Raw genomic sequence first — 22,165 nt, forward strand, 5'->3', positions numbered from 1 at the left:
GAACCTGACAGCAGCAAAAAAAACTCCTGCGCTGTACAGGCCCCAACAGGGGATTACACAGCTGGCGAAGGCCAGTAATTATAATGAGTGGAGTACCAACACAATGTCCATCATCACAAAAAAAAATCTGGTAGCGGCGGGGATTTTAACTGCGCTAATCGCGGGCAACGCTGCAATGGCTGCGGACGTCCCTGCAGGGGTACAGCTGGCTGAGAAGCAGACGCTGGTACGTAACAACGGGGCGGAAGTTCAGTCTCTTGACCCGCATAAAATTGAGGGCGTTCCTGAGTCAAACGTCAACCGCGACCTGTTTGAAGGGCTGCTGGTGACTGACGTAGAAGGCCACCCGGCACCGGGCGTCGCCGAAAAGTGGGAAAACAAAGATTTCAAAGTCTGGACCTTCCATCTGCGTAAAGATGCGAAATGGTCCGACGGTACGCCGGTTACCGCCGAAGATTTCGTCTATAGCTGGCAGCGTCTGGCGAATCCAAATACCGCCTCTCCGTATGCGAGCTACCTGCAGTATGGCCATATCGCCAATATCGATGACATCATCGCTGGTAAAAAACCGGTCACCGATCTGGGTGTAAAAGCGATCGATGCGAATACGTTTGAAGTGACGTTGAGCGAACCTGTTCCGTACTTCTATAAGCTGCTTGTCCACCCGTCCGTCTCCCCGGTACCAAAATCCGCAGTGGAAAAATTCGGTGAAAAATGGACCCAGCCTGCCAATATCGTGACCAACGGTGCTTATAAACTTAAAGACTGGGTGGTCAACGAACGTATGGTTCTGGAGCGTAACCCGCAATACTGGGATAACGCGAAAACCGTGATTAATCAGGTAACCTACCTGCCAATCTCTTCAGAAGTGACTGACGTTAACCGCTACCGCAGCGGCGAGATCGACATGACCTATAACAACATGCCGATTGAACTGTTCCAGAAACTGAAAAAAGAGATCCCGAAAGAAGTACATGTCGATCCGTATCTGTGCACCTACTACTACGAAATTAACAACCAGAAAGCACCGTTCACCGACGTACGTGTCCGAACTGCGCTGAAGCTGGCACTGGATCGCGATATTATCGTTAACAAAGTGAAAAACCAGGGCGATCTGCCAGCGTACAGCTACACCCCGCCGTATACCGATGGCATGAAACTGGTTGAGCCTGAGTGGTTCAAGTGGTCACAGGAAAAACGTAACGAAGAAGCGAAAAAGCTGCTGGCCGAAGCGGGATATACCGCAGATAAGCCACTGACGTTTAACCTGCTGTACAACACATCCGATCTGCACAAAAAACTGGCTATTGCCGTTGCCTCTATCTGGAAGAAAAACCTGGGTGCCAACGTTAAGCTGGAAAACCAGGAGTGGAAAACCTTCCTGGATACCCGCCATCAGGGCACCTTTGATGTGGCGCGTGCAGGCTGGTGTGCGGACTATAATGAACCGACATCCTTCCTGAATACCATGCTCAGCGACAGCTCGAACAACACCGCGCACTATAAGAGCCCGGCATTCGATAAGCTGATCGCTGAAACGCTGCAGGTTACTGACGATGCAAAACGTGCAGACCTGTACGCTAAATCAGAACAACAGCTCGATAAAGACTCGGCAATTGTACCGGTTTACTACTACGTGAACGCCCGTCTGGTGAAACCGTGGGTTGGGGGTTATACCGGTAAAGACCCGTTGGATAATATTTCCGTTAAGAATCTTTATATTATCAAGCATTAATGGCAATACGTGGGGCGGGCGTGGCTTGCCCCACTGTGTCTACTTTGTAACATTCATCAGGCACACGCCAGAAGGTACGGGCAATGTTGAAATTTATCCTGCGTCGCTGTCTAGAAGCGATACCAACGTTATTTATTCTAATTACAATTTCCTTCTTTATGATGCGTCTCGCGCCGGGAAGTCCATTCACGGGTGAACGTACGCTGCCACCTGAAGTGATGGCGAACATCGAAGCGAAATATCATTTAAACGATCCTATCTCCACGCAATACTTCAATTATCTGAAGCAACTGGCGCATGGCGATTTCGGGCCGTCATTCAAATATAAAGACTATTCCGTTAACGACCTGGTGGCGTCCAGCTTCCCGGTATCGGCAAAACTGGGTGCTGCAGCATTCTTATTGGCCGTGGTTCTCGGGGTCACCGCAGGCGTTATCGCCGCGCTCAGACAAAATACCAAATGGGATTATACGGTAATGGGGGTCGCAATGACCGGGGTGGTCATCCCCAGCTTCGTTGTCGCGCCATTACTGGTGATGATATTTGCCATCACGCTGAAATGGCTGCCCGGCGGCGGCTGGAACGGCGGGGCACTGAAGTTCATGATTTTACCGATGGTGGCACTTTCTCTGGCGTACATCGCCAGTATCGCGCGTATCACCCGTGGTTCGATGATTGAAGTATTACATTCTAACTTCATCCGTACCGCGCGTGCGAAAGGATTGCCGATGCGCCGGATTATTTTCCGTCATGCGCTCAAGCCAGCCCTGTTGCCGGTGCTTTCTTACATGGGACCTGCGTTCGTCGGTATCATTACGGGTTCAATGGTTATTGAAACTATCTACGGCCTGCCGGGTATTGGTCAGCTGTTCGTTAACGGCGCACTCAACCGCGACTATTCGCTGGTACTGAGCCTGACGATCCTCGTGGGAGCGTTGACCATTCTCTTTAACGCTGTTGTCGATGTGCTGTATGCCGTTATCGACCCGAAAATCCGTTACTAACTGGAGCACGCCATGATGTTGAGTAAGAAAAACAGCGAGGCGCTGGAAAACTTCAGTGAAAAACTGGAAGTAGAAGGTCGTAGCCTCTGGCAGGACGCCCGCCGTCGCTTTATGCATAACCGCGCGGCGGTCGCCAGTCTGATTGTTCTGGTGCTTATCGCGCTGTTTGTGACCCTGGCACCGATGCTGTCGCAATTCACCTATTTCGATACTGACTGGGGCATGATGTCCAGTGCCCCTGATATGGAGTCCGGCCACTATTTTGGTACGGATTCATCCGGCCGCGACCTGCTGGTGCGCGTCGCCATCGGTGGCCGTATCTCACTGATGGTGGGGATCGCTGCGGCGCTGGTGGCCGTGATTGTCGGCACGCTCTATGGCTCGCTCTCCGGTTATCTCGGTGGGAAAGTGGACTCGGTCATGATGCGTCTGCTGGAAATTTTAAACTCCTTCCCGTTCATGTTCTTCGTGATCCTGCTGGTGACCTTCTTCGGTCAGAACATCCTGTTGATCTTCGTGGCCATCGGGATGGTCTCCTGGCTGGACATGGCGCGTATTGTTCGTGGCCAGACGCTGAGCCTTAAACGCAAAGAGTTTATCGAAGCGGCGCAGGTGGGTGGCGTCTCGACAGGGAATATCGTTGTCCGCCACATCGTTCCGAACGTGCTGGGCGTGGTGGTGGTGTATGCCTCGCTGCTGGTGCCAAGCATGATCCTGTTTGAATCATTCCTGAGCTTCCTGGGTCTGGGTACGCAAGAGCCTTTGAGTAGCTGGGGTGCGCTGCTGAGTGATGGTGCAAACTCAATGGAAGTTTCACCGTGGCTGCTGTTATACCCGGCGGGCTTCCTGGTCGTCACTCTGTTCTGTTTCAACTTTATCGGCGATGGCCTGCGTGATGCCCTCGACCCGAAAGACCGTTAAGGAGCGCCGTCATGACAATTATTGAAACGGCAACTGCGCCACAGTCGCAACAGCGAAGCGACCTTCTGCTGGATGTAAACGATCTCCGCGTTACCTTCAAGACGCCGGACGGGGATGTCACCGCCGTAAACGATCTCAACTTCAACCTGCGCGCGGGTGAAACGCTGGGTATCGTGGGCGAATCCGGTTCCGGTAAATCTCAGACGGCGTTCGCGCTGATGGGGCTGCTGGCGGCTAACGGTGTGATTGGCGGTTCCGCCAAATTTAACGGGCGTGAGATCCTCAATCTGCCTGAGCATGAGCTGAACAAGCTCCGTGCCGAGCAGATTTCGATGATTTTCCAGGATCCGATGACCTCGTTGAACCCGTACATGCGCGTCGGTGAGCAACTGATGGAAGTCCTGATGCTGCACAAAGGGTTGAGCAAAGCCGAGGCCTTTGAAGAGTCCGTTAAAATGCTTGATGCGGTCAAAATGCCGGAAGCACGAAAGCGCATGCGCATGTTCCCGCATGAGTTCTCTGGCGGTATGCGCCAGCGTGTGATGATTGCCATGGCGTTGCTGTGTCGTCCAAAACTGCTGATTGCCGACGAACCGACCACCGCCCTGGATGTGACCGTCCAGGCGCAAATCATGACCCTGCTGAACGAGCTTAAGCGTGAGTTCAACACGGCGATTATCATGATCACTCATGACTTAGGCGTGGTTGCGGGCATCTGCGACAAAGTGCTGGTCATGTATGCCGGTCGGACCATGGAATATGGCAAAGCGCGCGATGTGTTCTATCAGCCTGCGCATCCGTACTCGATTGGTCTGTTGAATGCGGTGCCACGTCTTGATGCCGAAGGGGAATCCCTGTTGACCATTCCGGGCAACCCACCAAACCTGCTGCGTCTGCCGAAAGGCTGTCCGTTCCAGCCGCGCTGCCCACATGCGATGGAAATCTGTAACAGCGCTCCGCCGCTGGAAGAGTTTGCACCAGGCCGTCTGCGCGCCTGCTTTAAGCCGCAGGAGGAGCTGGTATGAACGCATTAGATGAAAAAAGAAATGTGCTGCTTGAAATCGCCGACCTGAAGGTGCATTTCGACATCAAGGACGGTAAACAGTGGTTCTGGCAACCGCCGAAGACCCTGAAAGCGGTGGATGGCGTAACGCTTCGTCTGTATGAAGGGGAAACCCTGGGCGTGGTGGGAGAGTCCGGCTGCGGCAAATCGACCTTTGCGCGTGCCATTATCGGGCTGGTGAAAGCAACCGGCGGTAAAGTAGCGTGGCTGGGTAAAGATCTTCTGGGGATGAAACCCGATGAGTGGCGCGACGTACGCAGCGATATCCAGATGATATTCCAGGACCCGCTGGCGTCCTTAAACCCGCGTATGACCATTGGTGAAATCATTGCCGAGCCGCTGCGGACCTACCATCCGAAGATGCCGCGTCAGGAAGTACGCGATCGCGTTAAGGCGATGATGATGAAAGTGGGGCTGCTGCCAAACCTCATCAACCGCTATCCGCATGAGTTTTCTGGCGGTCAGTGTCAGCGTATTGGTATTGCCCGTGCGTTAATCCTTGAGCCGAAGCTGATCATCTGTGATGAGCCCGTTTCCGCGCTGGACGTCTCCATTCAGGCACAGGTGGTAAACCTGCTGCAGAAGCTGCAGCGCGAGATGGGGCTGTCGTTGATCTTCATTGCGCACGACCTGGCGGTGGTGAAACACATTTCTGACCGCGTACTGGTCATGTACCTGGGTCATGCCGTGGAGCTGGGTACCTATGATGAGGTGTACCACAACCCACTGCACCCTTACACCAAAGCGCTGATGTCCGCGGTGCCAATTCCCGATCCCGATCTGGAAAAAAATAAAACCATCCAGCTGCTGGAAGGCGAGTTGCCGTCGCCGATTAACCCGCCATCAGGTTGCGTATTCCGTACGCGATGCCCACTGGCCGGGCCGGAATGTGCGAAAACACGTCCGGTTCTGGAGGGCAGTTTCCGACATGCGGTTTCCTGCCTCAAAGTAGACCCGTTATAATCGCAAGGGCTGGCATGATGTCAGCCCTTATTTTTTGCGAGGTTACCGTGTCGAGTATATTCACCTCAGCCCGTCGGCGGCTTTATCATTTTTTATTCGATCCTAAAACGGTATCCGGACGCCGCTTCGAAGGGCTATGTGGGCTGTTTGCGCTGCTCAGCGTGGTGGTTATCTTCTATGAATCGGGGGCCGGGACGCAGTATCACCTGACCTATGATGAATGGCATGTTTTTGTCTGGATCGAACTGATCATTACCCTGGTCTTTACAGCTGAATATCTGCTGCGTGTTGTCTGCTGGCCCAACCCGGCCAGATATGTCTTCAGTTTCTGGGGATTTATTGATTTAGCCACCGTCCTGCCGCTCTATGTAATGTGGTTGTGGCCGGAGATTAGCCTGAGCTATGTATTTGCCTGGCGAGCGATGCGCGTTATTCGGGTATTACGTATTCTGAAACTGCTGCGTTTTATGCCGTCATTACGGGTGTTCTGGAGCGCAATTTTGAGCGCGCGGCATCAACTCATTCTGTTTTATTCGTTTATTGCCATTGTCATGATTGTTTTCGGCGCGCTGATGTATCTGATCGAAGGGCCAAAATATGGCTTCACGACGCTGAACGCCTCCGTCTACTGGGCAATTGTCACCGTCACAACCGTTGGTTATGGAGACATCACGCCGCATACGCCGCTTGGGCGTATTGTCGCTTCGGTGCTGATTCTGATTGGGTATTCGGTGATTGCCATTCCGACAGGGCTTATTACCACGCATATGAGTAGTGCATTTCAGAGCCGCAAACTGCAGCGAAAATGTCCGAGCTGTCACCAGGCTGAACATGAGCTTAGCGCCCGGTACTGTAACCGTTGCGGGAGCGAGTTACCGCAGTAAATAAAAAAGGCTGCATTCGCAGCCTTTTATTATTCGCGCCAGATGATGTGGCACAGCTTATGGTCTTTCTCGCGGCACAGCAGCACGCGGGCGAAAATGTCATTAATTTCGCCACCATCTTCATCTGCCAGCCCAATCACCACTTCGGCAAAGAAGTCAGGATTCAGATCGAAATCCACGTGCTCAGCCCAGTCTTCAGCAGGATCGAATAACTCGGCGCCGCCGCGCTCTTCGAACTGCAAATTGAAGAGGATCACGTCTGCGGGATCGAGGTTATCAACCGCCAGTTCGAGAAAAATGTCATAAGCCTGCTCGAGCGTTTCGTCTTCGGTCAGGCGATTGTTCAGATCCATTTCCATGATGACTACCTGTTTAACATCGTTGGGCACGTTTTACAGCAACGGACTAAAGAAGTAAAACAGTCGTTCGGCAATTCTCTGCCACAGCGGACGTTTTACCCACAGTCTGGCATCCAGCAGGCGCGAACGGGAGATATAATCGTCCTGCACCGCGGCCAGGTCACCGCCGAATCCGGCATCATCAATGACCAGCGTGATTTCAAAGTTTAACCACAGGCTGCGCATATCCAGGTTTACCGTGCCCACCAGACTTAACTCACCGTCCACGAGGACGCTTTTGGTATGCAGGAGCCCGCCTTCAAACTGGTAGATTTTTACCCCGGCGGCAAGCAGTTCGCTAAAGAACGCGCGGCTGGCCCAGCCCACCAGAAGCGAGTCATTTTTGCGCGGCAGAATAATGCTGACATCAACACCGCGCTGTGCCGCAGTGCAGATTGCGTGCAGCAGGTCATCGCTGGGTACGAAGTAGGGCGTGGTCATGATCAGATACTCACGCGCTGCGTAAGTGGCCGTTAGCAGCGCCTGATGGATGAGATCCTCCGGGAAACCCGGGCCGGAAGCGATGGTGTGAATGGTATGACCGCTGGCCTCTTCAAAGGGCATGATATTGCCATCCGGTGGCGGCGGGAGAATACGCTTGCCGGTTTCTATCTCCCAGTCACAGGAATAGACAATCCCCATGGAGGTGGCGATAGGCCCTTCCATCCTCGCCATCAGATCAACCCATTGGCCGACTCCCGAGTCCTGCTTGAAGAAGCGGGGGTCAACCATGTTCATGCTGCCGGTATAGGCAATATAGTTATCGATCATGATCATCTTGCGGTGCTGGCGAAGATCCATCCTGCGAAGAAACACACGTAGCAGATTAACCTTCAGCGCCTCAACCACTTCGATGCCGGCATTACGCATCATCCCGGCCCAGGGGCTGCGGAAGAAGGCGACACTGCCTGCGGAGTCCAGCATCAGGCGGCAGTGAATGCCCCGACGTGCGGCAGCCATCAGCGATTCCGCCACCTGGTCGGCCATCCCACCGGGTTGCCAGATATAGAACACCATCTCGATATTGTGACGGGCCAGCTGAATATCGCGGATCAACGCCTGCATGACATCATCGGAAGAGGTTAGCAGCTGCAGCTGATTGCCTTTCACGCCTCCAATACCTTGCCGCCGTTCGCACAGCTTAAATAACGAGGAAGCGACACTGCTGTTCTCCTCGGCAAAGATATGTTTACAGGCTTTAAGATCGTTGAGCCATTTGGCGGTCGAAGGCCACATGGCGCGGGCTCGCTCGGCACGGCGCTTACCCAGATGAAGCTCACCGAAAGAGAGATAGGCAATAATTCCCACCAGCGGCAGGATATAGATTATAAGAAGCCAGGCCATGGCAGAGGGTACGGCTCTGCGCTTCATCAGGATGCGTAATGTCACACCCGCGATTAACAGCCAGTATCCCAGAATGACCAGCCAACTCACCACGGTGTAGAAGGTTGTCATAGGTAAAAAAATCCTTTTGAAAGCGTATTGTTATGAGTGTACGCATCAGGAATCATCTGGCAAATAAAAACGCCAGGTAAAAGCGCTGGTTTGCCGCGGGGTTGGGTTTATAATGGCCTTTCTTTTAAAGAAAGAGTTGTAGACATGAAGCGCAGTAGAACTGAAGTAGGGCGCTGGCGCATGTTGCGACAGGTGAGTCGTCGTAAGGCTCGTTGGCTGGAAGCTCAATCCCGCCGCAATATGCGTATACACGCCATCAGAAAGTGTGGACTGACCCGGCACCGCAATGCGTTGCTGTTCGCAGTCCAGGATATCTGAGATCCATCAGGGCACCGAAAGGTGCCCAATGATTTTATGGCGTCTGAGTTTTTGGGAATCGCGTTTTTGCAGCGCTATTCCTGTTGTGTTTAGCAAAAGGAGGGAGAAGTGTTTGCGGAGTTTGGTGTACTGAATTTCTGGACGTACGTTGTCGGCGCATTTTTTATCGTACTGGTGCCAGGGCCGAATACCTTGTTTGTGCTGAAAACAGGGATTGGTCATGGCGTTAAAAAAGGGTATCTCGCCGCCACCGGCGTGTTTATTGGCGATGCCGTCTTGATGTTCCTTGCCTGGGCGGGCGTTGCCGCGTTAATCCAGACCACCCCGGTGCTGTTTAATATCGTACGCTATCTCGGAGCGTTTTATCTGCTCTGGCTGGGGGCCAAAATGCTCTGGTCGGTGGTGAACCGTCAAAATAATACGCAGGAAAGCGGTACCGAGCCTGCCAGTATGATCATGAAACGCTCGCTGGTACTGAGCCTCACAAATCCAAAAGCGATTCTGTTCTACGTCTCGTTCTTTGTTCAGTTCATTGACGTGAATGCGAAAAACACCGGAACCTCTTTCCTGATCCTCGCGGCCACGCTTGAGTTAATCAGCTTTATGTATATGAGCTTCCTGATCTTCTCAGGCGCTTTTGTCACGCGTTATCTGAAAACGAAAAAGAAACTGGCAAAGCTGGGGAACGGCCTGATAGGACTGTTGTTTGTCGGGTTTGCGGCCAGATTAGCGTCGCTGCATTGATTGAATGAAAGGCTCCTGAGGGAGCCTTTTTTATTCTGTTTGACAGCACCTCACCATTTAGTTGTATAGTACAACTAAATGGTGAGGAAATACTATGCACAGCGAAACCCCCGTAGTCAGCGTCATCCGTCGTTCCTCGCGTCTTATGGTGCGAGAGTTAGGTTTTATGGCTTCAACCCTGGCCTCAACAAATTACTCACCCTCGGCAGTCCACACTCTCGTCGAAATCGCATTACGCAAAGAGATGACGGCGGGTCAACTGGTGCAGTTACTGGGGCTGGAGAAATCGAGCGTCAGCCGTATGCTGGCTCGCCTGATTGCTGCAGGCGAACTTGAAGAGGTGGTGTCAACGGAAGATGCCAGAACGAAGAGCCTCAGGTTAACCGGGAAGGGCCGTGATACGGTCAATAAAATCAATGCCTATAGCAACGAGCGAGTTGTCTCAGCAATACAGTCCCTGCAGCCTGCCCAGCAGCAGATCATCTCTCAGGGGCTATCTCTGTATGCCAATGCGCTGCTGGCGTGTCGCGAGACGGGTCTCGACACTCGCCCGGATGAGCTAAAAATTGTGCAGGGTTATCTTCCCGGCATGATTGGCCGCATCGCAGAGATGCACGGGAGTTACTACGCGCGCGAGCATAATTTTGGTCGCTTCTTTGAGGCCAAAGTGGCCTCCGGTCTGGCTGAATTTAGTGGTCGACTGGACAAACCCTGTAATCAGATATGGCTGGCGGTGTTGAACGACAGGATCGTGGGGTCGGTAGCCATTGATGGCGAGGATTTAGAGCAGGGTGAAGCCCATCTGCGCTGGTTTATTATCGACGACGGCTGTCGGGGGCATGGTGCGGGGAAAAAATTACTGAACGAAGCCATACTTTTTTGCGACAGTGTCGGATTTTCTGCTGTGCATCTATGGACGTTCAATAAGCTGACTACTGCCCGACGTCTGTATGAGTCATTTGGTTTCACGCTGGCAAAAGAGTGGGAAGGCGACCAGTGGGGAAGCCTTATTACGGAACAGCAATTTACCCGGCGCAGAGATGCATAATCACCGCCATAAAAAAGGCTCCGTTTCGGAGCCGCTTTTGTATCAGAACACTTTCTTGTACGGCCGAACAGTCACTTTCGCGTACACACCTGCTGCCACATACGGATCGGCGTCAGCCCAGGCCTGAGCGGCCTCCTGGGATTCAAACTCGGCAATCACCGTAGATCCAGAAAAACCGGCAGCGCCAGGATCGTTGCTGTCGACAGCTGGCATTGGGCCAGCGGTCAGTAAACGGCCTTCATCCTGCAGCAACTGTAAGCGTGCCAGATGGGCAGGGCGTACAGACAGGCGTTTTTCCAGGGAATCTGCGACATCTTCAGAGTAAATCACGTAAAACACGGTGAAGCTCCTTAACCATTAAAAGTGTCAGTAACGTTATGTGAAAGGACAACTGCGTGCAATGTAAAATAAAAACATTGTTAATACCCTGATCTGAGTGCCTCTTTTTTGGCCTCTTCAGCGCTTAAATTGCGCCAGAACAAAGTGTCTTATTGAATATGATTGCTATTTGCATTTAAAATCACAGTTCGGTTTTTTAACGTTGATGATTATGACTTCGATGACCCTTGATTTACCTCGCCGCTTTCCCTGGCCGACGTTGCTTTCTGTCGTGATTCACGGTGCTGTTGTGGCGGGTTTGCTCTATACCTCGGTTCATCAGGTTATTGAAATGCCAGCTCCCTCGCAGCCAATTTCAGTGACGATGGTTTCGCCTGCGGATCTTGAGCCGCCGCAGGTTGCACCTCCTCCGCCACAGCCGGTTGCTGAGCCGGAGCCAGAACCCGAGCCTGTTCCGGAACCGCCAAAAGAAGCGCCGGTGGTGATCCACAAACCTGAACCTAAACCAAAACCGAAGCCGAAGCCAAAACCGGTGAAAAAGGTGGAGGAACGTCCTAAACGCGAAGAACGTCCGATTGAACCGCGCGCCACGCAGACGGTAGAAAACACAGCGCCTTCACGGCCGGTGATGAATAACACGCCAGCGACCGCAAAACCGACGACAACCGCGCCAGCGGGCCCGCGTGCCGTAAGCCGTAATCAGCCTCAATATCCGGCTCGCGCTCAGGCGTTGCGCATTGAAGGTCGTGTGCGGGTTAAATTTGACGTGACCCCGGATGGCCGGGTTGATAACGTTGAAATCTTGTCTGCTCAACCTTCTAATATGTTTGAACGCGAAGTGAAATCGGCGATGCGCAGATGGCGTTATGAGCCAGGCAAGCCGGGCAGTGGGTTGATCGTTAATATTGTTTTCCGCCTGAACGGCGGGGCACAGATGGAATAAGAAAAGCCTCCGAAAGGAGGCTTTTTTTTGCCTGTCAATCAGGCCTGAGGCAGCTGTCGGGGTTTACCCTCGCTGTCGACTGCCACATAAATAAACAGCGCTTCTGTCGCTTTATAACGCTGTCCAATCGGTTCAGAAGAGACTTTTTTCACCCAGACTTCGATATTGATGGAAATCGACGTGTTGCCGCGCTTAACACAGCGCGCGTAGCAGCAAACCACATCACCCACTGCGACCGGGCGCAGGAAGGTCATGCCGTCCACTCTCACGGTGACCACACGCCCATGGGCGATCTCCTTTGCCAGAATTGCGCCGCCCATATCCATCTGCGACATCAGCCAGCCGCCAAAAATATCGCCATTGGCATTGGTGTCCGCGGGCATTGCCAGTGTGCGTAAAACCAGTTCGCCCTGAGGGGCGTCATTTGTTGTCATTGTTTTAAACTCGTAACGGAAGACTTCAGGCGGGATGCTACTATGATTTTCGGCTGGAGAGAATAGACCAGAACGCCTGCCGCGTACGTTCTGGTCGGTCATTCATCAGTGCTTATCATCCTGCGGCATATGCCGGTAGATATAAACGCCGCTTAACAGGGTAAAGATAAGCGTCAGCGCCGTCAGGCCAAAGACCTTGAAGTTGACCCAGATATTCTGCGGCAGCCAGAAAGCGATGTAGATATTTGCCAGACCGCAGAGAATAAAGAACAGCGCCCAGGCAATATTCAGACGAGACCACACTTCCTGCGGCAGCGTCAGCTCTTTACCCAGCATGCGCTGGATCAGCGGCTTTTTCATTACCCACTGGCTGATCAGTAATGCACCCGCAAACAGCGCGTAAATCACCGTGACCTTCCATTTGATAAATTCATCATTGTGGAAGAACAGGGTCAGCCCACCGAACACGGCCACCAGTGCGAACGTAATCAGGGCCATTTTTTCGACTTTACGATAGCGAACCCAGCTGTAGATCAGCACGATAGCGGTAGCCACGATCAGCGCCATCGTGGCCGCATAAATGTCATACAGCTTATAAAACGCGAAAAACACGACCAGCGGTAAAAAATCAAGAAACTGCTTCATTCTGTGATTCCATCTTCTTTGTAGGGCCGGGTACAGCGATGTACCCGGCCTCAGGATTACTGACGAATTAACATATACAGGCGGAACAGATAGACCAGCAGTACCGCTGATATCAGGTTGCTCAGCGTATTTGCCACCACCGCACCTACATTTGGCGTGAGTACGGCAAAGTTAGGTGCAAACAGCAGCAGGAGCGTTTTGGCCAGAAGCCAGCCAATCACGGCCGGTGCAACCAGACGCATATTCGCCCATGCCAGTCTGACGCTGCTGCGCATCGCGGTGAAGATCCCCATTTTGTCCTGTACCACCATCACCGGAGCAAACGCGAGGACGATAGCCAGCAACACACCCGGAACCACAACGAGCATAATGCCCATTTGCACCAGCAGGGTGGTTAAAAAGATAAGAATAAACAGCTTAGGCAATACCGGCGCACTGGCACCAATTGCCCGTAAGGCGCTGACACGATGACCGGCGGAAACCAGTTGAATCATCAGCAGGACGCCGCCCGCCAGAATGGCATTGCCGATCAGACCCGAGAAGGTTGATGCTGCAGACGCCCGCAGCAAAATTTGTTGCTGCTCCGGCGTCATGTTTTGCACCAGCTCAAACAACCCCACGCTACCTGCAAGGTGGTCCCCCTGGCTGAGGCTGGCTATCTGTTCTTCACTCGGAGAGAACGCGTGACCCAGCACCACCGTAATAAAGGCACATAACAACGCGATCAGCAAAAAGGTTACGAACTGATTGCGGAAAAAGTTTCCCGTGTCACGGTAGACAGACTTCGCCGTGATAGACATGCACTCTCCTTGAGTATTGCAGGTGTTAATTAGCCAGCGATTGTACACCGGATAACGCGGTCGTGGCAGCATCAAGGCTTGTATGGAAAAGCATATCTTTGTAAAGCGGCGGTAATCCGAAGCGCGCGCGGGCACGATTACAGGCGTCGTTGACCTGTCCATCTTCACCAGACATCGCAAACTCCCGGCACGGGCTGGGGCGATCCGCATAGATGGAACAGCGGGTCGACACGCCTGGCTCACCGTGTAGCGCCACACAGCGTGCCTGCTTTTGATTCGTACCGCTCATGCATCGCAGAAAGGGGGATAACGGTTCAGTGAGATGAACCGGAACAGTACCGCCGCCATCGCTGGCTTCGGCCCAGTAGAAAGAGACTCGAAAATACGCACAACAGGCTCCGCACGTCATGCACGGGTTCATATCACTCATGGCACACCTGCAAAAAAGAACGCATCAAATCACATTGTGAGAGCGCTAAATTATCCAGCCGCCATCAGAAGAGCAAGAGGGGAAAAAGGGAAAATTTTGTAACCGGGAAATGCCAAAAATTGACGTAGGAACAACTTATCGCTTTATGGTGCGTCACCAAAAATTAACCCAGATCAATGAATGTTAACTTACTGGTTTTAATGTGATCTGTGACAGATCACTTATTACCCTTTTGTGAGTATATTCTCATCCGCAATTAAAACCACAACGATGGAGCGGATATGAAAAAATTAGCGGTGGCAGCCCTTATCTTAAGCAGTCTCTCTGGCGGCGCGTATGCGCATGAAGCAGGTGAATTCTTTATTCGTGCCGGTTCGGCAACGGTACGTCCGACAGAAGGTTCTGATAACGTACTGGGCATGGGCGGCTTTAACGTCAGCAACAATACCCAGTTAGGTTTAACGTTCACGTATATGGCGACGGATAACATCGGCGTTGAACTTCTTGCGGCGACGCCATTCCGTCATCGCGTCGGTTTAGGCCCAACCGGTGATATCGCCACGGTGCACCATCTGCCGCCAACGCTGATGGCGCAGTGGTACTTTGGTGACTCAAGCAGCAAACTGCGTCCTTATATTGGCGCGGGCGTGAACTACACCACCTTCTTCGATGAGAAATTCAACGATACCGGTAAAGAGGCCGGACTGACCGATCTCAGCCTGAAAGATTCGTGGGGCGTGGCAGGACAGGTGGGGATGGACTATCTCATTAACCGCGACTGGTTAATTAACGCCTCGGTCTGGTATATGGATATTGATACCGATGTGCGCTTCAAGGCGGGCGGTCAGCAACAAAGCATCAGCACCCGTCTGGATCCGTGGGTATTTATGTTCTCTGCGGGCTACCGTTTCTGATTCTACCTTCCGGGACTGGCCAGAACATGGCCAGTCTTTCTGTCGGCTTACCTCTACGGTTGCCCCTCCATGTTCCAGCGGGCAGAACCCATATCCTGAAATACACGCTCGTCTGTGAAGGGCGGGAAGGTGGCTCGTTTTGCCGCGTCGGCTAAAGCCTGGCAATACGCTTTGTCACCGCCTTTTATCTCCAGGTTCTGCAGTAGCCCCTCGACGGTAAAGTCGAGATGCATGTTGCATCGCTTACCATTCCAGGCGTGTGGATCGGCCAGCGCCGAGTCCAGCGCTTTCTTTATCGCGGCAGCCTGTTGACCATAGATATCCTTATCGGAGACTTTACCGGACTGCTTATAGGAGCACGAGTCGAGAGCGGTTTTCTTCTGACAACCTTCAGGCGCGAGAGGAGCACAGCCCGTTATTGCTGTGGCAAGGCATACCAGCATCACTACTTTTTTCATTGTTAAGTCCGTTTATCGAAATTATTTTATTGTACAACGTTTTAAATAAGCCCCGGAATTCCGGGGCTTAAGTTTCTCACCAGCCTCTCTAGCGTACAACCAGTACCGGGCATTTTGCGTGGCGTACCACAACCGCCGCGTTTGAACCTAAAAGGTAGGTTGTGATGTCTGGTCGATGGGACGCAATGATAATGAGGTCAGCGTTGATACTGTCAGCCAGCTTCAGGATCTGATCTTTAGGTGCACCTGAGATGGCGTGTGTCTCCACACGATCGGCAGGTAAATTGAACTGCTTAACCATCTCTTTGAGCTTCGTAAGGGCTTCCTCCTGGATCTCCACCAGCTTTGGCATTTCAACCGAATACGCCAGCCCAAGCGATGAATAGTACGGGAAAGAAGGCACTACTGTCAGAAAATGGATTTTACCGTTACCGATTGCTGCGTTTGCCTGAACATAGGGAATCACCTGTTCGGTCAGACGACTTTCAGAGATATCGACAGGGACTAAAATTGAATTAAACATACCTCACCTCCTGTTTGTTTTTTATCCACTTTAAGTGTAGTGCTGCCATTATTAATGGCGCTGTGCTTGCCATTAAAATGGGACGTGAGGCAGCTTTTTTGACGGGGGTGAAGCCCCCCGTCACCTGGCGGTTTACTTCTGGATAAGATAGCGAATGGTCGGGCCATCCTGCTGAATATCCAGTACGGTGTAGCCGTGGTTTTTGGCATCCAGAGGAATGTTGTTGATGGACTGCGGGCAGTCGCTCACCACTTCCAGAATTTCCCCTTTTTGAAGCTGCGGGAGCGCTTCAAGCGTGGCGACAGCCGGGTAAGGACACGGTTCACCGACCATATCAAGGCGGTAGTCAGGCACAATCTCTTTCATGCTGCATTCTCCTGGGGTTCAGGTTTAACCGTGGCACGGCGGAAGAAACGTTTCTCTTGCGCGACAACCAGTAAAAAAGCGACCAGCAGCAGGACGTAGGTCACCAGCAGCCCGCCGAGCGGGCCAAACGTGCTGAGCAGATTCACCTTGTCCCAGTTCGTGGCCAGCACCGGGGACAAATCGTCCCAGTACCAGGCCAGCAGGGTGGAGCCGATAACGTTCCCCAGACCTACCCACCAGTAATGCACCTGACCTTCAACTGCGCGGTACATCCAGCCGGTTTCACACCCGCCAGCCAGTACAATTCCGAAGCCAAACAGCAGGCCGCCAATCACCGCGTTCGGACCAGCCCACATGATTTTCGGCTCAACACCCAGCTGCACATAGCTGAAGATGCCAATGGCGCTTACCGCCATACCCGCAATAATCGCTTTGGCCATCATCGTACGGCCGGTGATCCACATATCGCGAAACGCCGAGGTGAAGCAGATCTGCGCACGTTCTATCAGCAGGCCGAAACCGACACCGAACAGCATGGCCAGGCCCAGCTTAGGCTGGTTGAGCGCCGTACAGAGCGCCCAGGCGACCATGGCGAAAAAGACCAGCATGCCGAGACGAAAACGACGACGCGCCTGCGAAGGCTTTTGCGTCAGCGGCGAGGCAGCGCTGACCTTCACCATTTTGACCGGAATGCGGAACAGCGGCAGAAGGGTAAACTTAGCGCCAAAGTACGAGCCAATCGCCGTGGCGACAGCAAAAAACCAGGCGTGCAGCGAAAACTGTGGAATGCCGGTAAAGAAAGCGGCCAGGTTACACCCCATCGCCAGACGGGCGCCGAACCCGGCAATCATGCCGCCGACAATCGCCTGCATAACGCGTATCCGGCTTTTAGGCATTCGCAACTTAACGTTGTTAGCCCACAGCGCGGCGGCAAAACAGCCTCCGAACATGCCGATAATCATCATACCGTCGATGCGGGTCAGCGGTGTGCCATCCAGGTGAATGAGCTTAAAGTAACCCCACTCTTCGGTATGCACGCCCGCGAGTTGCAGCAGTTGTCCACCCCAGCGGGTGAACTCGCCGGTCACGGCCCAGAAGGTGCCGGTAATGCCGAAATAGTAGGTGGAAAGGATCCCCGCCGCGATGACGGCCGGTACAGGTGACCAGAACTTAACCAGATAAGTCTGTTTGAAGTATTGCCATGACATGAGTAAGCCTCTGAACTCAGAAGGTGTATGTTGTTTTAACGGTCTGGAATATATAACTTTTTTCCTTTCTCCAAAACCTCTCCAAAACTTTTCTCCAAAATACCTACCTTTTTTATGACCTCCATCAGTAATTAATCCTCTCCCCAGGAGCACCGCAGCGAAAAATTAAATTGCAAGTTTGGTCCATTCCTTCCCGCGATCATCGTTGTATCTGTCAGTGGTTGACTGTGTTTTATGCCCCAGCAAAATTTTCGTATCGATCCCCTGGGCGCGGTAAAGTCGTTCGGACAATGAGCGCTGTTCGTGAAACGTTGTTGGTGTTTTTCCTGCAGGCGGTACGATACCGGCTGCATCACGTGCCGCGGCAAACTCTTTGGAAACCAAAATCAGATTCACAGGTTTCGCCTTACTGTTCATTTTCCCGTGCAAGAGGTAGGGACTGACAAACCTATCCCTACATTTCCGTATTACATCCTCCAGCGATAAGCCAATGGCTTCACAACGGAGGTTCAGCGGCAATGCAATACGGGCCCCCGTTTTGCTTTGCTCGATGTGCAGATAGCCGTCCTTAATGTCTGAAAATTTCATGTTCGTAATATCCTCCCGGCGCTGACCAGTGACTAAGGCAAGCAGCATCGCTTTATGCGAGTACCGATCCTCGGGTATTTGCGCCAGTATTTTTTTCCATTCGTCCAGAGAGAGGCGCGCACGTGTAACCTTCACCGAAGGTTTTTTTGTTGCTGCTGGCGGATTCCATCCAGGAGGCACCTCTCCTGCATGTTGTGCTTCAGTGAAAATATCCACCCACACCACCCGGTTACAGAGGGCACTGCTGGCATGTCCTGCATCCAGATATTCATCCAGTAACACGGCAAAATCCTTTACCTCCAAACTCTTCATTGGCCGGGAACCAAGCCGCCTGGAAAGCAACTCTGCCATGCGTTTTTTTTCTTTAAAGCGTTTCAGCGATAGCGATCCGGCATTTAAAGATTATGAAGAGAGCGAGCGCGTGGCCGCCCGTATTGCCGCTGCGCTGGGTTTCTACATCAAGCGCGGCGATGCACAGTCACTTGGCGATGAAGGTGAGTTTTCAACGCCCGGTGGGCAGCGTCACTACGATATCGCGACGGGCATGATTTACGACGAACTGCGGCCCGGCGAAGACCTGGGCATGGTGGAATCAAACCGCCCGAACGTTCATCTATACGAATTCCGCAACGGACAGATGCGGGCCGTGGCCGCCGGTACGCGCGGCAGCTATTCCAGCATAGCCCGGGACTATAACGGTACCTACAGCTCCCAGCGTCAGGAGCTGGTGGAGAGCTTCGAAGGGTACAACGTTCTGCAACAGTGGTTTGTCGGCCAGCACAGCCGGCCTGTTTACCGCGCATGGCTGGCGATGGCGTTACTGAGCGGCGTTGAAGTCCCGCCGGATGTGGATCCGAATTCTCTCTATAACGCGCTTCATCTCGGGCCGGTGATGCCGTGGATTGATCCGGGCAAAGAGGCGAACGCCTGGAAAGCCATTGTGCGTGGTGGTGCCGGTACTGAAGCGGAATGGGCGCGGGCCAGGGGGAAAAATCCTCAGGAGGTTAAGCGCCAGCGACTGCGCGAAACTGAATTTAACCGTAAACACGGGCTGGTGTTTGATTCCGACGCCGCCAATGACAAAGGAGCGATGCCAGATGCAACGGCAAAACCAGACGATACCCGGCGTGAGCCGGACGATGATGATTAACCCCCGCGCCAGTCTGGCGGGTGTCGATGCGGCAAACGGCCAGTGCTGGTATGAAATCCGCGCGCTGGCCGCAGGTCGCGTCGAAATCTTCCTTTATGACGTGATCGGCGGCTGGGGCATCACTGCCCAGCAGTTCGTCTCTGACTGTAAGGCGGCGGGGGTATTTGAGGCCAGCGCGGTGGATTTGCATATCCACAGCCCGGGCGGCGATGTCATGCAGGGTTTTGCCATCTACAACACCCTGTCGCGGCTGAAAGCGAAGGTGGATATCTGGGTAGACGGCGTGGCGGCCAGCATGGCCTCGATGATTGTCTGCCTGCCCGGCGCCACGGTACACATGCCGGAGAACGCCTGGATTATGGTCCACAAACCGTGGGGCGGCATTGCCGGTGACTCTGATGACATGCGCGATTATGCCGCCTGGCTTGACCGGAATGAAGCCCTGATGCTCAGCGCCTACATGAACAAAACCGGACTGGGACAGGAGGAGCTGGAGGCGATGCTGAAAGCGGAGACCTGGCTTAACGGTGCCGAAGCGGTGGAAAAAGGTTTCGCCGACACGCTTGAACCTGAACTGCAGGCCGCGGCCTGTGTGAATGAAAATAAACTGAAGGATTACCAGAACATGCCAGAACAGATTAAATCCCTTTTTGCGCCGCGTGCCGAAACTCCGGTGAATCAGCCACAGCAGCCTGCCCCCGTACAACAGCCCGCGCCGGTACAGGCAAACCTGAACCCGCCAGCACCACAACAGCCCGCGCCGCAGATGGCAAACATCGATATCACCGCGCTGGCCCAGCAGCTGCAGCAGCAGATGCAGACGGCGAACGCGGAGCGAGTGAATTCCGTCTCAGCTGTGTTTGAGGCGTTCCCGGCCTTCGCGACGCTGAAGGCGGAATGCCTGGCCGACTTCTCCTGCAACGCCGAAAAGGCCCGCGACAAACTGCTGCAGGCGCTGGCAGCGGGTACCACCCCGAGCGCCGGTCCGGGGGCCATTCACCTTTATGCCGGCAACGGTAATCTGGTGGGTGATTCCATCCGCGCGGCTATCATGACCCGGGCAGGGTATGTGCAGGCCGAGAAGGATAACGCCTACAACGGTTACACCCTGCGTGAGCTGGCGCGTGCCTCGCTGGTAGATCGCGGCATCGGTATTTCCGGTCACTCAGCACCGCTGGCGATGGTCGGCCTGGCGTTCACCCACAGCAGCAGCGATTTCGGCAATATCCTGATGGATGTGGCGCATAAAGCCGCGCTGATGGGCTGGGATGAGGCCAGCGAAACCTTTGACCAGTGGACCCGCAAGGGGACGCTGACCGATTTCAAAACCGCGCACCGCGTCGGCCTGGAAGCCTTCCCGACCCTGCGTAAGGTTCGTGCCGGGGCGGAATATAAATATGTCACCCTGAAAGATCGCGGCGAACCGATTGCCCTGGCCACTTATGGCGAGCTGTTCAGCCTTGACCGTCAGACCATCATCAACGATGACATGGATATGCTGACGCGTATCCCGATGGCAATGGGCGGCGCGGCGCGTGCCACCATCGGCGACCTTGTGTGGGCAGTGCTGACCAGCAACCCGAAAATGTCGGACGGTAAACCGCTGTTCCACGCCGATCACGGCAACCTTGTTGCCGCCGATCTGAGCATTGATGGTCTGGACACTGCCCGCAAGGCCATGAAGTTACAGAAGTCAGGAGAGCGACACCTGAATATCCGTCCTGAGTTTGTGCTGACGCCAGTGGCGATTGAGTCACGTGCGAACCAGTTGATCAAATCGGCCAGCGTGCCGGGTGCTGACGTCAATAGTGGTATTGATAACCCGATCCGGAATTTCGCCACGGTACTTTCTGAGGCGCGACTGGATGACAGCAGCCCGACGGATTACTACCTGGCAGCGGCGAAGGGGCGCGACACCATTGAGGTGGCCTATCTCGACGGCATCGACACCCCGTATCTGGAGCAGCAGCAGGGCTTCACCGTTGACGGTGCCGCCTTAAAGGTGCGCATCGATGCCGGGGTGGCCGCGCTTGACCACCGTGGCATGGTGAAAGTGACCAAAAAATAACAACCGTCTTCTGACGGTTTTTTTATATCCGGGGCGGCGTGTGTCGCCCGTAGCTTTGCGGAGAATAACAATGGTGACAAATTATTATCAGGACGGCACCACGATGGACTGGAGCAACAGCACGGGTAAGGACGTTAAGTCCGGTGAACCGGTTGCAGTCGGGCAGTTTATGGGGGTGGCACACGGGGATATCCCGGATGGCGGGGAGGGCGTGCTGCATACCACGGGGGTCTTTGTCCTGCCCAAGGTACCGGACGAAACCTGGCAGCGAGGTACAAAACTGTACCTGAACGATGCCGGGCTGCTGACGGCGGTGAAGCCTGCCGACGACGCACTGGTGGTGGCGGGCACGGCGTGGATCACCAACAACCCCGGCGAAACCGAAACCCGCGTGCGCCTGGGGTTCTGATGAACCGCTTTCGTCAACGCCTGTTAAACGCGGATGCCCGGATCTCCCGGGCATTTGCCGAAGAGGTGCCAGCTGTCCTCTCCATTGGCAGTGAGCTGCGTCCTGTCACCGTGATTTTTGAGACGCCGGATGCGCCGGTTGATGTGCAGGGCGGGGGGCAGATTCAGGATCGGGCCCCGGCCTTCAGCGTGATGACCGCCGATATCGCGGGGCTTGAGAAGCACCACGAGGTGGAAATTAACGGTACCGCTTACCGCGTAACGCACGTTGGTGCCGATGAAGAAGGGCGGACCCGCGTCACCCTGGCTTATGGTGCACCGGGCAAACCGCAGCCGGAAATCAACAAGTGGAGCTGAT

At 53.8% G+C, this 22,165-nt stretch carries 25 protein-coding genes and 2 pseudogenes; 15 read left to right on the top strand and 12 right to left on the bottom strand.

The window, feature by feature from the left end:
- The first annotated feature begins 103 nt into the window (after positions 1-103).
- The 6 genes from oppA (at position 104) to ACTJJI_RS13720 (ending at position 6,570) form a co-directional block, all read left to right on the top strand.
- The gene (gene oppA, locus ACTJJI_RS13695) at positions 104-1,735 is read left to right on the top strand and encodes an oligopeptide ABC transporter substrate-binding protein OppA (RefSeq protein WP_014832248.1); all 1,632 of its coding nucleotides are present in this window, start codon (positions 104-106) and stop codon (positions 1,733-1,735) included.
- Positions 1,736-1,818: 83 nt separating this feature from the next.
- Positions 1,819-2,739 carry an oligopeptide ABC transporter permease OppB gene (oppB, locus tag ACTJJI_RS13700; RefSeq protein ID WP_014832247.1) on the top strand — a complete coding sequence of 307 codons (921 nt, stop codon included), beginning with the start codon at positions 1,819-1,821 and terminating at the stop codon, positions 2,737-2,739.
- A 12-nt stretch (positions 2,740-2,751) separates the two neighbouring features.
- Positions 2,752-3,660: an oligopeptide ABC transporter permease OppC gene (gene oppC, locus ACTJJI_RS13705; RefSeq protein WP_014832246.1), complete on the top strand. Its 909-nt coding sequence runs from the start codon at positions 2,752-2,754 to the stop codon at positions 3,658-3,660.
- 11 nt (positions 3,661-3,671) lie between these two features.
- Positions 3,672-4,685, top strand: a complete 1,014-nt coding sequence (locus ACTJJI_RS13710) for an ABC transporter ATP-binding protein (protein ID WP_440654445.1) — start codon at positions 3,672-3,674, stop codon at positions 4,683-4,685.
- Positions 4,682-5,686 carry a murein tripeptide/oligopeptide ABC transporter ATP-binding protein OppF gene (gene oppF, locus ACTJJI_RS13715; RefSeq protein ID WP_014832245.1) on the top strand — a complete coding sequence of 335 codons (1,005 nt, stop codon included), beginning with the start codon at positions 4,682-4,684 and terminating at the stop codon, positions 5,684-5,686. The genes ACTJJI_RS13710 and oppF overlap by 4 nt, the downstream gene beginning before the upstream one ends.
- 14 nt (positions 5,687-5,700) lie before the next feature.
- A complete protein-coding gene (locus ACTJJI_RS13720) occupies positions 5,701-6,570 on the top strand; it encodes an ion transporter (protein WP_440654447.1) in 870 nt (289 codons plus the stop codon).
- 29 nt (positions 6,571-6,599) lie between these two features.
- On the opposite strand, the gene ACTJJI_RS13725 is transcribed toward ACTJJI_RS13720, so the two are convergent.
- Both ACTJJI_RS13725 and cls read right to left on the bottom strand, forming a co-directional pair.
- The gene (locus ACTJJI_RS13725; RefSeq protein WP_014832243.1) at positions 6,600-6,929 is read right to left on the bottom strand and encodes an HI1450 family dsDNA-mimic protein; all 330 of its coding nucleotides are present in this window, start codon (positions 6,927-6,929) and stop codon (positions 6,600-6,602) included.
- A 33-nt stretch (positions 6,930-6,962) separates the two neighbouring features.
- Positions 6,963-8,423, bottom strand: a complete 1,461-nt coding sequence (cls, locus tag ACTJJI_RS13730; protein ID WP_046889821.1) for a cardiolipin synthase — start codon at positions 8,421-8,423, stop codon at positions 6,963-6,965.
- 144 nt (positions 8,424-8,567) lie between these two features.
- Between cls and ACTJJI_RS13735 the strand changes: the two genes are divergently transcribed.
- The 3 genes from ACTJJI_RS13735 (at position 8,568) to ACTJJI_RS13745 (ending at position 10,533) form a co-directional block, all read left to right on the top strand.
- The gene (locus tag ACTJJI_RS13735) at positions 8,568-8,741 is read left to right on the top strand and encodes a YciY family protein (protein ID WP_086379783.1); all 174 of its coding nucleotides are present in this window, start codon (positions 8,568-8,570) and stop codon (positions 8,739-8,741) included.
- 108 nt (positions 8,742-8,849) lie between these two features.
- The gene (gene leuE / locus ACTJJI_RS13740; protein ID WP_046889822.1) at positions 8,850-9,485 is read left to right on the top strand and encodes a leucine efflux protein LeuE; all 636 of its coding nucleotides are present in this window, start codon (positions 8,850-8,852) and stop codon (positions 9,483-9,485) included.
- A gap of 94 nt (positions 9,486-9,579) precedes the next feature.
- Positions 9,580-10,533, top strand: coding sequence for a bifunctional helix-turn-helix transcriptional regulator/GNAT family N-acetyltransferase (locus ACTJJI_RS13745; RefSeq protein ID WP_192545044.1), 954 nt, complete (start codon positions 9,580-9,582; stop codon positions 10,531-10,533).
- A 42-nt stretch (positions 10,534-10,575) separates the two neighbouring features.
- On the opposite strand, the gene ACTJJI_RS13750 is transcribed toward ACTJJI_RS13745, so the two are convergent.
- A complete protein-coding gene (locus ACTJJI_RS13750; protein ID WP_014832239.1) occupies positions 10,576-10,872 on the bottom strand; it encodes a YciI family protein in 297 nt (98 codons plus the stop codon).
- 220 nt (positions 10,873-11,092) lie between these two features.
- Between ACTJJI_RS13750 and tonB the strand changes: the two genes are divergently transcribed.
- On the top strand, positions 11,093-11,815 hold the full coding sequence (gene tonB, locus ACTJJI_RS13755; protein ID WP_014832238.1) for a TonB system transport protein TonB: 723 nt from the start codon (positions 11,093-11,095) through the stop codon (positions 11,813-11,815).
- 38 nt (positions 11,816-11,853) lie between these two features.
- Here tonB and yciA read toward each other — a convergent pair whose 3' ends face one another.
- From yciA to ACTJJI_RS13775, 4 genes are all read right to left on the bottom strand, one after another.
- Positions 11,854-12,249, bottom strand: coding sequence for an acyl-CoA thioester hydrolase YciA (yciA, locus tag ACTJJI_RS13760; protein WP_013096281.1), 396 nt, complete (start codon positions 12,247-12,249; stop codon positions 11,854-11,856).
- Between the two features lie 105 nt (positions 12,250-12,354).
- A complete protein-coding gene (locus tag ACTJJI_RS13765; protein ID WP_013096282.1) occupies positions 12,355-12,894 on the bottom strand; it encodes a septation protein A in 540 nt (179 codons plus the stop codon).
- A gap of 56 nt (positions 12,895-12,950) precedes the next feature.
- Positions 12,951-13,694, bottom strand: coding sequence for a YciC family protein (locus ACTJJI_RS13770; RefSeq protein ID WP_014832237.1), 744 nt, complete (start codon positions 13,692-13,694; stop codon positions 12,951-12,953).
- A gap of 25 nt (positions 13,695-13,719) precedes the next feature.
- Entirely contained in the window at positions 13,720-14,124 is a 405-nt protein-coding gene (locus tag ACTJJI_RS13775) for a YkgJ family cysteine cluster protein (protein WP_014832236.1), read from the bottom strand.
- Positions 14,125-14,405: 281 nt separating this feature from the next.
- Here ACTJJI_RS13775 and ompW point away from each other — a divergent pair, with 281 nt between their 5' ends.
- Positions 14,406-15,038 carry an outer membrane protein OmpW gene (gene ompW, locus ACTJJI_RS13780; protein WP_013096285.1) on the top strand — a complete coding sequence of 211 codons (633 nt, stop codon included), beginning with the start codon at positions 14,406-14,408 and terminating at the stop codon, positions 15,036-15,038.
- Between the two features lie 53 nt (positions 15,039-15,091).
- Here the strand turns inward: ompW and ACTJJI_RS13785 are convergent, their stop codons facing one another.
- From ACTJJI_RS13785 to ACTJJI_RS13805, 5 genes and pseudogenes are all read right to left on the bottom strand, one after another.
- Positions 15,092-15,496, bottom strand: coding sequence for a cell envelope integrity TolA C-terminal domain-containing protein (locus ACTJJI_RS13785; protein WP_333090274.1), 405 nt, complete (start codon positions 15,494-15,496; stop codon positions 15,092-15,094).
- 88 nt (positions 15,497-15,584) lie between these two features.
- Positions 15,585-16,019, bottom strand: coding sequence for a universal stress protein UspF (gene uspF / locus ACTJJI_RS13790; protein ID WP_063411401.1), 435 nt, complete (start codon positions 16,017-16,019; stop codon positions 15,585-15,587).
- Positions 16,020-16,151: 132 nt separating this feature from the next.
- The gene (gene yedF / locus ACTJJI_RS13795) at positions 16,152-16,385 is read right to left on the bottom strand and encodes a sulfurtransferase-like selenium metabolism protein YedF (RefSeq protein ID WP_013096288.1); all 234 of its coding nucleotides are present in this window, start codon (positions 16,383-16,385) and stop codon (positions 16,152-16,154) included.
- A complete protein-coding gene (gene yedE, locus ACTJJI_RS13800) occupies positions 16,382-17,593 on the bottom strand; it encodes a selenium metabolism membrane protein YedE/FdhT (RefSeq protein WP_063427624.1) in 1,212 nt (403 codons plus the stop codon). Before yedE ends, yedF begins: the two co-directional genes overlap by 4 nt.
- A 165-nt stretch (positions 17,594-17,758) precedes the next feature.
- Positions 17,759-18,580: pseudogene (locus tag ACTJJI_RS13805) on the bottom strand (tyrosine-type recombinase/integrase); the annotation flags it as partial.
- Here ACTJJI_RS13805 and ACTJJI_RS13810 point away from each other — a divergent pair.
- From ACTJJI_RS13810 to ACTJJI_RS13825, 4 genes and pseudogenes are all read left to right on the top strand, one after another.
- Positions 18,573-19,331 (top strand): annotated as a pseudogene (locus ACTJJI_RS13810) (phage portal protein); the annotation flags it as partial. The pseudogenes ACTJJI_RS13805 and ACTJJI_RS13810 sit on opposite strands and share 8 nt — an antisense overlap.
- Positions 19,279-21,399, top strand: a complete 2,121-nt coding sequence (locus ACTJJI_RS13815) for a ClpP-like prohead protease/major capsid protein fusion protein (protein ID WP_440654454.1) — start codon at positions 19,279-19,281, stop codon at positions 21,397-21,399. The pseudogene ACTJJI_RS13810 and the gene ACTJJI_RS13815, both read left to right, overlap by 53 nt.
- 70 nt (positions 21,400-21,469) lie before the next feature.
- Positions 21,470-21,808, top strand: a complete 339-nt coding sequence (locus ACTJJI_RS13820; protein ID WP_440654456.1) for a DUF2190 family protein — start codon at positions 21,470-21,472, stop codon at positions 21,806-21,808.
- A complete protein-coding gene (locus ACTJJI_RS13825) occupies positions 21,808-22,164 on the top strand; it encodes a head-tail joining protein (protein ID WP_440654458.1) in 357 nt (118 codons plus the stop codon). Before ACTJJI_RS13820 ends, ACTJJI_RS13825 begins: the two co-directional genes overlap by 1 nt.
- Position 22,165: the final 1 nt, after the last annotated feature.

Origin of the sequence: Enterobacter sp. 22466 (genome assembly GCF_052044775.1) — a bacterium.
GTDB lineage: Bacteria > Pseudomonadota > Gammaproteobacteria > Enterobacterales > Enterobacteriaceae > Enterobacter > Enterobacter dissolvens.

What these genes read in the sequence shown, in the direction of transcription:
- oppA (WP_014832248.1), top strand. Translation starts at nt 104, where the DNA reads ATGTCCATCATCACAAAAAAAAATCTGGTAGCGGCGGGGATTTTAACT.
- oppB (WP_014832247.1), top strand. Translation starts at nt 1,819, where the DNA reads ATGTTGAAATTTATCCTGCGTCGCTGTCTAGAAGCGATACCAACGTTA.
- oppC (WP_014832246.1), top strand. Translation starts at nt 2,752, where the DNA reads ATGATGTTGAGTAAGAAAAACAGCGAGGCGCTGGAAAACTTCAGTGAA.
- ACTJJI_RS13710 (WP_440654445.1), top strand. Translation starts at nt 3,672, where the DNA reads ATGACAATTATTGAAACGGCAACTGCGCCACAGTCGCAACAGCGAAGC.
- oppF (WP_014832245.1), top strand. Translation starts at nt 4,682, where the DNA reads ATGAACGCATTAGATGAAAAAAGAAATGTGCTGCTTGAAATCGCCGAC.
- ACTJJI_RS13720 (WP_440654447.1), top strand. Translation starts at nt 5,701, where the DNA reads ATGATGTCAGCCCTTATTTTTTGCGAGGTTACCGTGTCGAGTATATTC.
- ACTJJI_RS13725 (WP_014832243.1), bottom strand. Translation starts at nt 6,929, where the DNA reads ATGGAAATGGATCTGAACAATCGCCTGACCGAAGACGAAACGCTCGAG.
- cls (WP_046889821.1), bottom strand. Translation starts at nt 8,423, where the DNA reads ATGACAACCTTCTACACCGTGGTGAGTTGGCTGGTCATTCTGGGATAC.
- ACTJJI_RS13735 (WP_086379783.1), top strand. Translation starts at nt 8,568, where the DNA reads ATGAAGCGCAGTAGAACTGAAGTAGGGCGCTGGCGCATGTTGCGACAG.
- ACTJJI_RS13745 (WP_192545044.1), top strand. Translation starts at nt 9,580, where the DNA reads ATGCACAGCGAAACCCCCGTAGTCAGCGTCATCCGTCGTTCCTCGCGT.
- tonB (WP_014832238.1), top strand. Translation starts at nt 11,093, where the DNA reads ATGACCCTTGATTTACCTCGCCGCTTTCCCTGGCCGACGTTGCTTTCT.
- yciA (WP_013096281.1), bottom strand. Translation starts at nt 12,249, where the DNA reads ATGACAACAAATGACGCCCCTCAGGGCGAACTGGTTTTACGCACACTG.
- ACTJJI_RS13765 (WP_013096282.1), bottom strand. Translation starts at nt 12,894, where the DNA reads ATGAAGCAGTTTCTTGATTTTTTACCGCTGGTCGTGTTTTTCGCGTTT.
- ACTJJI_RS13770 (WP_014832237.1), bottom strand. Translation starts at nt 13,694, where the DNA reads ATGTCTATCACGGCGAAGTCTGTCTACCGTGACACGGGAAACTTTTTC.
- ACTJJI_RS13775 (WP_014832236.1), bottom strand. Translation starts at nt 14,124, where the DNA reads ATGAGTGATATGAACCCGTGCATGACGTGCGGAGCCTGTTGTGCGTAT.
- ompW (WP_013096285.1), top strand. Translation starts at nt 14,406, where the DNA reads ATGAAAAAATTAGCGGTGGCAGCCCTTATCTTAAGCAGTCTCTCTGGC.
- ACTJJI_RS13785 (WP_333090274.1), bottom strand. Translation starts at nt 15,496, where the DNA reads ATGAAAAAAGTAGTGATGCTGGTATGCCTTGCCACAGCAATAACGGGC.
- uspF (WP_063411401.1), bottom strand. Translation starts at nt 16,019, where the DNA reads ATGTTTAATTCAATTTTAGTCCCTGTCGATATCTCTGAAAGTCGTCTG.
- yedF (WP_013096288.1), bottom strand. Translation starts at nt 16,385, where the DNA reads ATGAAAGAGATTGTGCCTGACTACCGCCTTGATATGGTCGGTGAACCG.
- yedE (WP_063427624.1), bottom strand. Translation starts at nt 17,593, where the DNA reads ATGTCATGGCAATACTTCAAACAGACTTATCTGGTTAAGTTCTGGTCA.
- ACTJJI_RS13815 (WP_440654454.1), top strand. Translation starts at nt 19,279, where the DNA reads ATGCAACGGCAAAACCAGACGATACCCGGCGTGAGCCGGACGATGATG.
- ACTJJI_RS13820 (WP_440654456.1), top strand. Translation starts at nt 21,470, where the DNA reads ATGGTGACAAATTATTATCAGGACGGCACCACGATGGACTGGAGCAAC.
- ACTJJI_RS13825 (WP_440654458.1), top strand. Translation starts at nt 21,808, where the DNA reads ATGAACCGCTTTCGTCAACGCCTGTTAAACGCGGATGCCCGGATCTCC.